Source organism: Streptomyces auratus (assembly GCF_050433025.1).
Lineage (GTDB): Bacteria > Actinomycetota > Actinomycetes > Streptomycetales > Streptomycetaceae > Streptomyces > Streptomyces sioyaensis.
The window spans coordinates 3,069,137-3,082,260 of sequence record NZ_JBNGCB010000003.1; the positions used below are offsets into that span (position 1 = coordinate 3,069,137).

Sequence of the window (13,124 nt, forward strand, 5' to 3'; positions counted from 1 at the left end):
TCAGGCAGCCTCCTGCCGGAGCCGCTCCGTGAGTGCCTGGAGGGTCGGCGAACCGAAGAACTCCGCCACCGGGATCCGGAGCCCGAACTCGCTGCGTATCCGCTCCAGCAGCCGTACCGCGGACAGCGAGTTGCCGCCGACGTCGAAGAACGACCGGTCCACCGGTACGCCCGCCGCGACCCGGTCTCCGAGCTCCATGGCCCACAGCTTGCGCAGCACCTCCTGGGGCCCCGCGGCGCCGCCGGTGTCCGTGGCGGCGTCCGGCGCTCCGGTGCCGGCGGAGACCGGGGCTCCGGCGGCACCACCGCCCAGCGCGAGCAGCGCGGCGCGGTCCAGCTTTCCGTGGGCGGTGTACGGGACGCGGTCCAGACGCCTCCAGGACTGCGGGATCAGATAGTGCGGCAGGGTGGCCGCGAGCCGGCTGCGCAGCGGGGTGCTCCAGTCCTCGTCGGCCGGTGCGGGGTCGTCCAGGACGACGTAGGCGGCGAGTTCGCTCTCGCCCGTGTGGTCGGGGCGGGCCAGCACCACCGCTTCACGCACGCCGGGCAGGCCGGCGAGCACCCGCCCGGCCTCGTCGGGTTCCACCCGGTTGCCGCGGATCTTCACCTGCCCGTCGATGCGTCCGAGGTACTCCACGGTGCCGTCGTTGCGCAGCCGCACCAGGTCCCCGGTGCGGTAGAACCGCTCCTCCGCGCCCCGGCCCCCGGGGCTGTCCCCGGCGGCCGGTCCGCCCGCGGGACCGGCCGCCTTCGCGCCGAAGCGCTCCGCCGTCAGGGCGGGCCTGCCGAAGTAGCCGCGCGCCACCTGGACGCCGCCGATGAGGAGTTCACCCGGCACACCGACCGGAACGTCCCGGCCGTGGTCGTCGAGCACGCGCAGCATCACGTTGTCGACCGGGCGGCCGATCGGCGGGACCGTCTCGGTCAGCGGGTCGACCCGGTGCGAGATCACCACCACCGAGGTCTCCGTCGGCCCGTAGTGGTTGTGGATCTCCAGCTGTGGGTTCGCCTCGGCCAGCGCCCGCAGTTCAGGGGTGATCACCAGCCGTTCCCCGCCGACCAGCAGCTGGCGCAGCGACGGGACGTGGGCCAGTTCCCGGGCCAGGTGCTTGAGCGGGGTGTACGGGACGCTCATCCGCTGCACCTCGTGCTGCCGCAGGTGCTCGGCGACGGCCGCCGGATCGTAGCGCGTCTCGTCGTCGAGGAGGACCAGCGCGGCTCCCGAGGCCAGGGTGGCGAAGATCTCCTGGACGCTGACGTCGAAGCCGGCCGAAGCCCACTGCACCGTGCGCAGCGCCCCCAGGGTCGCGGTCTGCCACCGGATCAGGTTCACCGGTCCGCGGTGCGGTACGGCCACTGCCTTGGGCCGCCCGCTGGTTCCCGAGGTGTAGAGGTGGTACGCCGTGTCGTCCGGGCGGACCGGCACCCCGAGTGGGGCCTCAGGCAGGCCGGGCTCCACGTCATCCAGCCACTGGACGGGGCACGGGAGCGTGCCGTCGGAGCCGGCCAGGCCGTGCTCCGAGCCCTCCTCCGCGGCGCGGTCGGCGATCACCAGCTCGGCCGCGCTGTCCTCCAGCATGAACCGGCGCCGCTCGGCCGGCAACGAGCGGTCCAACGGCACATAGGCGGCGCCGCACTTGAGGACCGCGAGGATCGCCACCACCAGTCCGGCGCCGCGGGGCACGCACACCGCGGCCCGGTCGCCGCAGGCCAGTCCCCGCTCGGCGAGGCGGTGCGCGAGGCGGTTCGCGGCCGCGTCCAGGGTGCCGTAGCTCATCGGCTCACCGTCACCGGTGAGCGCCAGGGCGTCCGGCCGGGCCAGCGCCTGTTCCTCGAAGAGCTCATGCAGGCATGCGGCGTCGGCCTCGGTGCGTCGGCCTTGCCATCGGGCGAGGTCCTGCGCGTCGCGCGAGGTGAGCGAGGGAAGCAGGGACAGCGGCCGGTCCGGGGCGGCCACGGCATGCCGCAGCAGGTCCACCACGTACTCCACTACGCGGCGGACGGTGTCCTCGTCGAAGAGCCCGGTGTCGTACTCGACCGCACAGCGGATGCCGTCGGACCGGTCGGCGAAGTAGAACGAGAGGTCGAACGGGGCCTGCTTGCGGGGTACGTCGAGCAGCCGGGCGGCCAGGCCGGTGCCGGAGAAGTCGAGCGCGGTCTCGTTCTCGAACTCCACCATGGCCCGGAACAGCGGGTTGCCGCCCGCCGCACGAGTTGGGTTGACGGCCTCGACCACCTGGTCGAAGGGGGCCTCCAGGTGCTCGATCGCCGTGCTGAGGCGGGACCGCACGCGGTGTACGAGTGCCTCGAAGGCAGGGTCCCCCGACAGATCGATGCGCAGCGCGGCCGTCTCCACGAACATGCCGACGGCGTGGCCGGCGCTCTGCGGGCGGCGGTTCACGGCCGTTCCCAGCACGACGTCGTCCTGGCCGGCGAACCTGCCGAGCACAGCGCCCACCGCGCCGAGCAGCGTCATGAACACGGTGCAGTTCCCGGCCCGGCTGAAGGTGCGGACCTCCTGTGAGAGGCCGGGGTCGAGGACGTGTTCCAGGGTGGCGCCGACGACCGGGGCCGTGTTCTGCCGGCACCGGTCGGTGGGGAGTTCCAGGGGCGCGACGCCGTCCAGCTCACGCTTCCAGAACGCCAAGGACCTCTCCACTGCGGCCGGTTCGGGCTCCGGGACCTCACCGGAGCCGGGCTCGACGAGGTCCTCGGGTTCACCGGGCCAGGCCCGGTAGAAGGCGGTGAGGTCCTGGCAGAAGACCGGAGTGGACAGCGCGTCGAACACGATGTGGTGGGCCACCAGGTACAGCAGGTGCCGGTCCTCGGCGAGCCGCCCGAGCTTCGCCCGGAGCAGCGGACCGCGTGCGAGGTCGAAGTCGAGCAGGTCCTCGTCGTCCCGCATCCGCTCCAGGGCGGCGTCGTCGTCCAGGCCGGTCAGGTCGACGACCGGGCAGTCGACGGCGAGGGGGGCCGGCACCACCTGTTCGAGCACACCGTCGTGGCTGCGTTCGCGGAAGACAGTGCGCAGCTGCGGGTGCCGGTCGACCGTGCGGCGCAGCGCGACACGCAGGGCGTCGAGGTCGAGCGGGCCCTCCAGGAGGAGCGCCTTGGGCTCGTGGTACGTGTGCTGCCCGGGCCGTATCCGGTCCAGCAGCCACATCCGGCGCTGAAGGGCGGAGGCCGGCGCGGAGCACGCTGCCTGCTCCGGGAGGGGCGCAACCGCGGCCGGAGGAAGGGACGGACCGGGCTCCGGCGCGGTGTAGCACCGCCGCAGCTCGTCGAGGTGGGGGAGTGCGTCGAGCATGAGCCCCGGCTCCACGCCGAAGTCGATGAAGCAGCCCACTTCGTCCACCCCCGCGTCGACCAGCGAGTCGAGCACCGGGCGGACGCTCGCCGGGCTGCCGATGAGCGCACGCGTCGCGCGGTATTGGTCATACGCCCGGTCGAGGACGAAATCGAGGTCCTCGGGGGGCGTCGCGGACAGGTCGACGTCCAGGCCGAGGCTGTTGGCCATGGTGTCGAGGAGCTGAAGCGAGGACCGAAGATAGTCGCGGAAGGGGCGGTGGGCCTGCCGGACGGCCCGCTCGGCGTCCGCACCGAGGTAGGTGTGGACGAGGACCGTCACCCGCCCGCCGGCGGGATCGAAACCGTGGGCCGCTCTGGCCCTGCGGTACCGGGCGATGTTGTCGCGCAGATCATCGACGCTCTGCGTCATGAGGTTGGTGACGACACCGAGGCCCGCCGCGCCGGCCCGTTCGTAGCTCTCCGGGTTCGACAGGACCGCCAGGAACAGGGGAGGGGCCTCCTGCACCGGACGCGGGTGCAGCCTGACCTCGACCTGCTCACCGGTGCCCGACGCCGCGCGAACGGCGCGCCCGGCCCACAATTCCTGGAACGTGTCGAGGTGTTCGTGCAGGATCTCGCGCTGGCGACCGTAGTTCTCGGGGGCCAGGACGAAGTCGCGCGAGTGCCAGCCGGAGGCGAAGCCGAGGCCGACGCGACCACCGGACAGGTTGTCGATGACGGACCATTCCTCGGCGACGCGCAGGGGGTTGTGCAGGGGCAGCACGACCGAGCCGGCATGCAGCCGAATACGGGAGGTCCGCGCGGCCAGCGACGCTGCGAGCACCGCGGGGCTCGGGAAGAGGGCGCCGAAGGAGTGGAAGTGGCGCTCCGGTATCCAGATGGCGTGGAAGCCGTGGTCGTCGGCGAAGGTCGCGGCGTCCATCAGGTGCCGGTAGCCGGCGGTGGCGTCCGGGTCCGTGTAGTCACCGAAAAAGTAGAGACTGAAGTCGGGGCGGCCGGCGGCTGCCTGCGGCGATGGTCGCGGCTGTGGACGCGCGACCGGCCGCTCCGTGACGGACCGCGGCGGCGCGGACCCGGTGGGTGCGGCCTGCGGCCGCCGCGGGGCGCGGTCCGTGGGGCATTCCGGCAGGCCTTCGTCTCCCCCCGGCCCGGCCGGCGGGTCCCTGCGCAGGTCCTCCAGCGCCCGGAGCTGTTCCCCCGCCAGCTCGGTGAACTTCTCCAGCATGCTCTCGGCAAGCCGCAATTGACCGTCGATGACGGCGCATACATCCTTCGTCGGCTCGGCGGGCTCCGTGCTGCCGGCGGGCCCCGTGCTGCCGACGAGCTCCGTGTTGCCGGCGGGCTCCGCCGGAGGTGTGCGGTCCGCTGTGCCGTCCCCGTCGGGCGCCTCCGGTACGGACAGCAGCGTGAGGAGCCCCCGCGGGGTGTCCGCGCCCTCGAACAGTTCGCGCACCGGCACCCGCACCCCGGAACCGGACTCCAGCTCCCGTGCCAGGGCCATCAGCGCCAGCGAGTCCGCCCCGGAGGCCACGAAGGTGCGGTCGAGGTCCAACTCGCCGACGGTACGGCCGATATGGCGTGCTATCAGGGACAGAACGTCCTGGCTGGTCTGTGTCACCGCGCGGATCCTCCTTCGCCGCGTCGCCAGAACGCACCGAGCCCGTCGATGTCTTCGATCGGATCGCTGACTCCGTGGCGCGCGCGCCAGTCGTGCACTGCCTCTCGGCAGACGGGGATGTGGTAGTCGTCGATGATGACGAAGCCACCGGGCGAGAGCTTCGGATAGAGGTGGATGAGCGTGTCCATGGTGGATTCGTAGAGGTCGCTGTCCAGGCGCAGCACCGCGATCCGCGGCACCGGAGCATGCGGCAGGGTGTCCTTGAACCACCCGGGCAGGAACTTCACCTGGTCGTCCAGCAGGCCGTACCGCTCGAAGTTGCCGCGCACGGTGCCCAGATCGGTCGCCAGGAACGCGTTGTAGCGGTCCGTCGCGAGCAGCCGGTCACCTTCGTATGCGGAGGCCTCCGCGGGCGGCATCCCCTGGAACGAGTCCGCGACCCACACCCGCCGGTCCGTCACGCCGTACGCCGCAAGGACGGCGCGCATGAAGATGCAGGTGCCGCCGCGCCAGACGCCGGTCTCGATGAGGTCGCCTGGAACGCCGTCCCGCAGCACGGTCTTGACGCAGCTCTCCACGTTCTCCAGGCGCCGCATTCCCACCATCGTGTGTGCGACGGTCGGCCAGTCCACCCCCAGCCGCCGGTTGAGTTCGTCGTACGTCTCGGCAGGGGCCCAGCTCGCGGGGATCGGCGGATCCTCGTAGATCGTGTTGGTCAGGACGCGTTTCATGAGGTCCAGATAGAGCTGCGTGGTCGAGGGCACGAGAACCTTCCGAAGAGCCGGTGGCCGGTGGGGCCCGGATACCGGCGGCGGCGCACGGGCAGCTGACGGCGGCGACCGGACCACCCACGTGGTCCGGTCACGACACTAGGGAGGTCGCGGGTGCCCGCGGCGCGGCCTTCCGGGGAGTGGAAGCCCCGCGACGGCGGCTCTGGCGCGCGTGTGATCGTCGGCTCATGCGGCACGGTGCCGCGGGGGAGGAGCCGCACGATGCCCGGTCGAGTGGGTGAGCTGATGGCGCATCACATACGTTGTCATCCCGAAGCGCCCGCCCTGGTCGCGCCGGACGGGAGCCTCACCTACGCCGCACTGGACCGGCGTGCCACCGCACTGGCGCGGCACTTGGTGCGCCAGGGCGTCCGGCCGGGCGACGTCGTGCTGGTGCAGCTGCCGCGCGGAGTGACGCTCGGCGTCAGCGTCCTCGGGGTGCTGCGCGCCAGGGGCGCCGTGTGCGTGGTGGACCCTAGCTACCCGCCCGAGCGCATCCGCCACATGTGGCGGCACAGCGGTGCCCGCCTCGCCCTCGTGGCCGGCCCGGACGCGGCGCCGGAGCCCGGGCCGCGGCTGCTCGTGCCCGACACGGTCCGCCCCGGACAGCTCCCTGCCGACGATGCGGGGCCCACCGGGCCCGAGTTGGCGCCCCCGCTGCCGACCGACCTGGCCTACGCCGTGTTCACCTCGGGGTCCAGCGGCGGACCCAAGGCCATCGCCATGCCGCACCGCTGCCTGGACAACCTCGTCGCCTGGACGCTGGCCGGCACCAGCGCCGAGCCGCTGCGCACCCTGATGTTCGCACCACTGGGCTTCGACGTCTTCGTCCAGGAGGTGTTCACGGCCTGGTGCAGCGGGGGCTGTCTGTACGTCCCGGCCGACGAGCAGCGCAGCGACCTGCAACGGGTCCTGGAGCTGCTCTCCCGGTGGAGGATCCAGCGCCTGTTCGTGCCCCCGGTGGCGCTGAGCAGGCTCGCCGATCTCGCCGGGACACTGGGGCCGGTACCCGAGGACCTGCGGGAAGTGGCCGCCGCGGGCGAGGCGTTACGTATCACGCCCGGCATCCGCGAACTGTTCGCCCGGCTGCCGGACGCCCGACTGCACAACCACTACGGCCCCGCCGAGACCCATGTGGCGCTCGCCCACACCCTGACGGGTCCGCCCCGTACCTGGCCGGACGCGCCCCCGATCGGCCGGCCCGTCCCTGGGATGGCAGCCCATCTGCGGCCTGTCTCCGGGCGCCGGGACGACCGGGCGTCCCAAGGGGACACCGAGTTGTGGCTGTCGGGCGTGGGGCTGGCCCACGGCTATCTGCGGGACGAGGAACGCACGGCCCAGAGCTTCGCCCCGCTGCCCACCGAGGAGGGGACGGTGCGGGCGTACCGCACCGGGGATCTGGTCCATCGCCGCCAGGACGGCCTCCTGGAGTACGCGGGGCGGGTCGATGACCAGGTGAAGATCCGCGGGTACCGGGTCGAACCCGGGGAGGTCGAGTGCGCCCTGGGCCGCCACCCGGCGGTACGGGAGTGCGCCGTCGTCGCCTGGGAGCCCCCGGCCGGGGCCGAACGGCAGCTGGTCGCGCATGTGGTGCCCGAGGCGGGACACCCGCCGGACCGCGCCGCGCTGCGCGCACATCTGGCTGCCCTGCTCCCCGACCACATGGTGCCCCGCCACGTCGTGACGGCCACCGCCCTGCCGCTCTCCCCCAACGGCAAGGTCGACCGCCGGCGCCTCCCGGCACCGTCTGTGGTGCCCGAGCCCGGCTCGTCCGCCCCGGGGCCGGGCGGCACCCCGGCGGGCGGGCCGGTGGCGGACGCGGTCGCCCGCATCTGGACAGAGGTCCTCGGCGTGCAGGTCACGGATCCCGGCCACAGTTTCGTGGACCTGGGCGGCACCTCGCTGTCCGCCGCGGTCGTGGTCACGCGGCTGCATGCGCGCTACGGAGTCCGGATCGACCTCCAGGAATTTCTCCGGACACCGACCGTCGGTGCGTTGAGCGCCCTGATCACCGAGCGGGCCGGGGCATGACCTCCCCGCACCGCCGGCCGGCACCCGCCCCGGCCGGGGGCCGGGCGGGCGGCCACCCGTCCTGGCTCCGCCAGTTCCACCCCGCGCCCCCCTCCTCCACGTCGCCAGGGCCGGTGCGCCGCCTGGTGTGTTTCCCCTACGCGGGAGGGTCGGCGGGGGCGTACTTCCCGCTGTCCGAGGCGCTTGCCCCCGGGATCCGGGTGGAAGCGGTGCAGTACCCGGGGCGCCAGGACCGGGCCGGCGAACGGCCGATCGAAGACCTGACCGTCCTCGCGGAGCACATCGCCCGGCAGGTGGCCGCCGGCGGGCATCCGGCGCCGGTCCTCTTCGGTCACAGTATGGGGGCGCTGCTCGCCTTCGAGACGGCCCGGTGCCTGGAGGCGGCCCACGGAGTCAGCCCTGGCCTGCTCATCGTCTCCGGGATGCCGCCACCCACCCGGCTGCCGTCCGTGGCGCTCGGGGACGGCCCCGAGATCCTCGCCGACCTGGCCCGTCTGCGCGGCATCGACCCCGGCCTGCTGCGCAACCCCGAGCTGCAGGAGATGATCCTGCCGGCCCTGCGCAGCGACCACCGCGCGGTGGACTCGTACCGCCCCGCTCCCGACGCCACGGTGGGGTGCCCGATCTCGGTCTTCACCGGCTCCGAGGACCCGCTCCTCGACGAACGCGCGGCCTGCGCCTGGGCCCACCACACGCGCCGTGCCTTCCGGTTGCGTGTGTTTCCCGGCGGCCACTTCTACCTCGACGGCTTCCCGTCCGCGGTCACGGCAGCGGTGAAGGCCGAGACCTTTCTGACCTGACCGCCGAGACCGCAGAGGACCCGATGCACCCTCCCACGACTTCCGCTCCCCGCGCGCATGCGCAGTTGCCGCCGCATCTGTACCTGCTGGCGCTGGGCACGTTCTTGATCGGCACGGACGTGTTCGCGATAGCGGGGATGCTGCCCGCGCTCAGTGCCTCGCTGGACGTCGGCCTGTCGGCCGCGGGTCAGCTGATGACGGTCTTCTCCCTCAGCTACGCGGTGCTCGGCCCGGTCCTGTCGACCGTCCTCAGCCGCTGGTCTCCCCGTACGTGTGTGACGGGTGCCCTGTGCGCGGTGGCGGCCGGCAACCTGGTGTGCGCCGGGGCGCCCTCGCTGATGGTGGCCTTCCTCGGCCGGGTTCTGGTGGCCGCGGGTGCCTGCCAGTTCACCCCGCATGTCGCCGCCCTCGCCGCGGCCTCGGTGACCGAGCAGCGGCGCGGCAGAGCCCTCGCCGTCGTCAACGGCGGACTCGTCGCCGGCTCGGTGATCGGCGTGCCGGCGAGCACCTGGGCGGCCGAGGCCACGAATTGGCGGATCTCCCTGACCGTCCTCGGGCTGGGGACGGCGGTGGTGGCCTCGGCGCTGGTGAGCGGTCTGCGCGGCCATGCCGAGGGTCCTCGTCCGATAAGCCTGCGCGAGCAGCTCGCAACCCTGCGCTCGCCGCAGGTCCGTCTGCTCCTGAGCGTCACCGCGCTCGCCGTGGTGGCGGAGTACTCCCTCCTCACCTACGCGGGCGCGGTGTTCGCCCCTGCCACGGGTCACGACGGCGGACGCCTCGGCCTTCTGCTGCTGGTGTTCGGTGTGGGCGGTTTGGTGGGCAACTCCGCCGCGGGAGCCTTCCTCGACCGCCCCCTGGGCCGGCATCTGGTGCTGCTCTCCCTGGCCGGAATGGCGGTCGCGTTCCTCGTCATGCCCTGGACCACCGCCTGCTACCCCGCCGCCCTGGTCTGCGTGGCCCTGTGGGGGATCGCGGGCTGGATGTATGCGACCCCCCAACAGCACCGTCTGCTGCGCCAGTCCGGTCCGGCCGGCCCGCTGGCGGTGTCCGTGAACAGTTCGGTGATCTACCTGGGCGGAGCGGCCGGCGGCGCACTCGGCGGCGCCCTGCTCGCGTGGCTGCCGGAGCAATGGACGCCGCTGCCGGCGGCCGCCCTCTGTGCCCTCGCCGTGGTTCCCGAACTGCTCTTCCGGCGCCGGGAGCCGGTCACGGCTCGGCCGACCCGCGAGCCACGGCCGACACCCCGGTAGGACGCGGCGGGCCTGCCCGCGGTCAGCCCTCGCGGGACGTCACCAGGCTCGGCACGGCGGTCTGCTCCGCTTCGGGCACCGGGCGGTTCAGACGCCGCTTGGCGCCCAGGGCGCAGCCGGCCAGGCCCACCGGCAGCAGCACCATCCAGCCACTCCACAGCAGCACAAGAGCGCTCACCGCACACGCCATCACGGCCGCCCACCACAGGGGCCGGCGGGTCGGCAGCAGTGCCACGCCGGCCGCCATACCGGCCGTGGTGACGGCGGAGAGCAGCACCGACGTCACCCGCATCAGCGGATCGAGGTCGATCCCCACTGCCACAACGGCGCCCATCAGGAGTGCCACCAGTGCCGCCTGCACACTCAGGCTGCGGCGCGGCACCTCACCGGCGTTCGAGCCCTTCGCCAGGTACCGGGGCAGCACGCCGTCGCGGCCGAGGGCGGCCCCCAGACGGACCGCGCCGGCGATGAACGTGTTCACGGCGCCGAAGGTCAGACACACGGCCGCCACCGCGGTCAGGATGCGCGCAGCCGGTCCCAGGCCGACCTCCAGCAGCATCATCAGCGGGACGTGCGAGTTGCCCGCGCTGTCACCGAGCACGGCGATCGTGACCAGGCACAGTCCCAGGTACAGCGCGCCCACCACGACGAGGGTCACCCCGGTCGCGGTCGGGAGGTCCCGGCGCGGGTGGGAGAACTCGGCGGACAGATGGCTGGCCGCCTCCCAGCCGCTGAACGCGTAGAAGATCAGCACGGCGGCGGACCCGATGGATCCCCAGCCGTGCGGGGCGAACGGCGTGAAGTTCTCCCACGAGGCATCGGGAGAAGCCGCAGCCATGGCTCCGACCAGCAGCAGGACGAGCACGCCGACCAGAATCAACTGCAGTCGCCCGGACAACGAAAGGCCGACGCAGTTCGCCACCACAGCGGCGAGCAGAATCACCGCGGCGCTGGCCAAAGCAATTCCCTCGCCCATCCCCAACGCCTCGGCCACATATTCCCCGCCGATCATCGCCCCCGAAACGACTCCGAAGGGAACGGCGGCATAGAACCACCACCCCACGGTTGCGGAAGCGGACGGCCCGAATGCTTTGGCTGTGAAAGTGGAAACGCCGCCCCCGTCCGGAAAGCGGGTACCGAGCGTGGCGAACACCACCGCGACGGGGACACTCAAGGCCAGCAGCCCGGCCCAGGCCACAACGGACGCAGGACCGGCGGCGGCAGCGGCGAGTGCGGGCAGCGCGAGAACGCCGGGCCCCAGTACGGCGCCGATATACAAGGCGGTCCCTTCTCCGAGACCCAGGCGTCCACCCGACATAGGGCAGCCCTCACTTTCTTCGACAGCGGAAGGATTGAAATGCGGCCGCGGAAAATCATGGGAAAATTCCTGTTCCCTTGCGCCGCGCGTCGATGCTAGAGGGGTATTGCTTCCGCCGCCGCAAGGGCTGCAGGAAATTCGTGCCGCAGGAGCGCGGGCCGGTCCGCGTCGAACATCCTTCGCCGGATGGCCGGTTGAACATGCGGACATACGGTGGAACGCGGGTGATCGTCGAAGTCATGCCGCCTGACGGGACGGAACATCGAACCCTTGACTGCCGACGAAAAGACCTCCCCTTCCGCCGGGAGGCCGCGCCGCGGCTTGGCTCACACGGAGGCGGCTTCGGCCGCCGCCGGGTACGCCGTCGCAGGGGCAGGACGCTCAGCGGAGCCGTCTTTCCGCTCGCTGCGCAACAGGCCGTAGGCGTAGGCGTCTTTCAGGGCCTGCCAGGAGGCGGCGATCACGTTGTCCCCGACGCCGACGGTCGACCACTCGCCGCTGCCGTCGCTGGTGCAGATCAGTACCCGGGTCGTGGACCGGGTGCCGTGCCGGCCCTCCAGAATGCGCACCTTGTAGTCGACCAACTCCAGCTTGGCCATCTGTGGGTAGCACTTCTCCAAGGCCCACCGCAGCGCCCGGTCCAGGGCGTTGACCGGGCCGTTGCCCTCCGCGGTGACCACGACCCGCTCGCCCTCGGCCCATAGCTTGACCGTGGCCTCGTTCGCATGGCTGCCGTCCGGGCGGTTCTCCACGATCGTTCGCCAGGACTCCACCCGGAAGGAGTGAGGGTTGTGCTCCGCCACCTCCTCGCGCAGCAGCAGTTCGAAGGAGGCGTCGGCCGCCTCGTAGGTGTAGCCGGCCAGCTCCCGCTCCTTGACCCGCGCCACGACCCGGCCGACCAGCTCCCGGTTCTCGCCCAGGTCGATGCCCAGCTCCTTGGCCTTGAGCTCCACCGAGGCCTGCCCGGCCATGTCGGACACCAGCATCCGCATGGTGTTGCCGACCTGCTCCGGGGCGATGTGCTGGTACAGATCCGGATCCACCTTGATCGCCGAGGCGTGCAGCCCGGCCTTGTGCGCGAAGGCGGACACCCCCACGTACGGCTGGTGCGTGGCAGCGGTGAGGTTGACCACCTCGGCGATGGCCTGCGAGATCCGCGTCATCTCGGATAGCTTGCCCTCCGGCAGCACCCGCCGGCCGTACTTCAGCTCCAGCGCCGCCACCACCGGGAACAGGTTGGCGTTGCCGACCCGCTCGCCGTAGCCATTGGCCGTGCACTGCACATGCGTGGCGCCGGCGTCCACCGCGGCCAGGGTGTTGGCCACTGCGCAGCCGCTGTCGTCCTGGGCGTGGATGCCGAGGCGCGCCCCGGTCTCCGCCAGCACCGTGGCCACCATCGACTGCACCTGAGCCGGCAGCATGCCGCCGTTGGTGTCGCACAACGCCACCACCTCCGCCCCCGCCTCGTGCGCGGTGCGCACCACCTGCTGGGCGTAGCCAGGGTTGGCCCGGTAGCCGTCGAAGAAGTGCTCGCAGTCCACGAACACCCGGCGGCCCTGGGCGCGCAGATGGCGAACGGTGTCGCGGACCATCGCCAGGTTCTCCTCCAGCGTGGTGCGCAGCGCCAACTGCACATGTCGGTCATGCGACTTGGCCACCAGGGTGACCACCGGGGCCCCGGAGTCCAGCAGGGCCGCGACCTGTGGGTCGTCCTCGGCCGCGACCCCGGCCCGGCGGGTGGAGCCGAAGGCCACCAGCTGGGCGTGCCGGAAGTCGATCTCCGCGTGGGCGCGGGCGAAGAACTCCGTGTCCCGGGGGTTCGCCCCCGGCCACCCGCCCTCGATGAACCCCACGCCGAAGTCGTCCAGGTGCCGGGCGATGGTCAGCTTGTCCGCGACGGTGAGGTTGATGCCCTCACGCTGCGCACCGTCGCGCAGCGTCGTGTCGAAGACGTGGAAGCAGTCCATGCTCTTCTTCATGGCAGTGCCGTCCTAGTGGTGATGGCCAGTCAGGGCACCCCGCGCCTCCT

The 13,124-nt window shown here is 72.3% G+C and carries 7 protein-coding genes; 3 read left to right on the plus strand and 4 right to left on the minus strand.

The window, feature by feature from the left end; translation table 11 throughout:
• Positions 1–4,926 carry a MupA/Atu3671 family FMN-dependent luciferase-like monooxygenase gene (locus BKA18_RS33155; protein WP_366046443.1) on the minus strand — a complete coding sequence of 1,642 codons (4,926 nt, stop codon included), beginning with the start codon at positions 4,924–4,926 and terminating at the stop codon, positions 1–3.
• Complete coding sequence (locus tag BKA18_RS33160) at positions 4,923–5,690, minus strand: TylF/MycF family methyltransferase (RefSeq protein WP_366046444.1); 768 nt, start codon at positions 5,688–5,690, stop codon at positions 4,923–4,925. The genes BKA18_RS33155 and BKA18_RS33160 overlap by 4 nt, the downstream gene beginning before the upstream one ends.
• 228 nt (positions 5,691–5,918) lie before the next feature.
• Between BKA18_RS33160 and BKA18_RS33165 the strand changes: the two genes are divergently transcribed.
• Genes BKA18_RS33165 through BKA18_RS33175 form a run of 3 tightly spaced genes read left to right on the plus strand, consistent with a single transcriptional unit; the run spans position 5,919 to position 9,777 of the window.
• Entirely contained in the window at positions 5,919–7,727 is a 1,809-nt protein-coding gene (locus BKA18_RS33165; RefSeq protein WP_366046445.1) for a non-ribosomal peptide synthetase, read from the plus strand.
• A complete protein-coding gene (locus BKA18_RS33170) occupies positions 7,724–8,527 on the plus strand; it encodes a thioesterase II family protein (protein ID WP_366046446.1) in 804 nt (267 codons plus the stop codon). The genes BKA18_RS33165 and BKA18_RS33170 overlap by 4 nt, the downstream gene beginning before the upstream one ends.
• 23 nt (positions 8,528–8,550) lie before the next feature.
• The gene (locus BKA18_RS33175; protein WP_366046447.1) at positions 8,551–9,777 is read left to right on the plus strand and encodes an MFS transporter; all 1,227 of its coding nucleotides are present in this window, start codon (positions 8,551–8,553) and stop codon (positions 9,775–9,777) included.
• Positions 9,778–9,799: 22 nt separating this feature from the next.
• Here BKA18_RS33175 and BKA18_RS33180 read toward each other — a convergent pair whose 3' ends face one another.
• Together BKA18_RS33180 and cimA are read right to left on the minus strand one after the other, a co-directional pair.
• A complete protein-coding gene (locus BKA18_RS33180) occupies positions 9,800–11,056 on the minus strand; it encodes an APC family permease (protein WP_366046448.1) in 1,257 nt (418 codons plus the stop codon).
• 365 nt (positions 11,057–11,421) lie between these two features.
• A complete protein-coding gene (cimA, locus tag BKA18_RS33185) occupies positions 11,422–13,074 on the minus strand; it encodes a citramalate synthase (RefSeq protein ID WP_366046449.1) in 1,653 nt (550 codons plus the stop codon).
• Positions 13,075–13,124 lie beyond the last annotated feature (50 nt).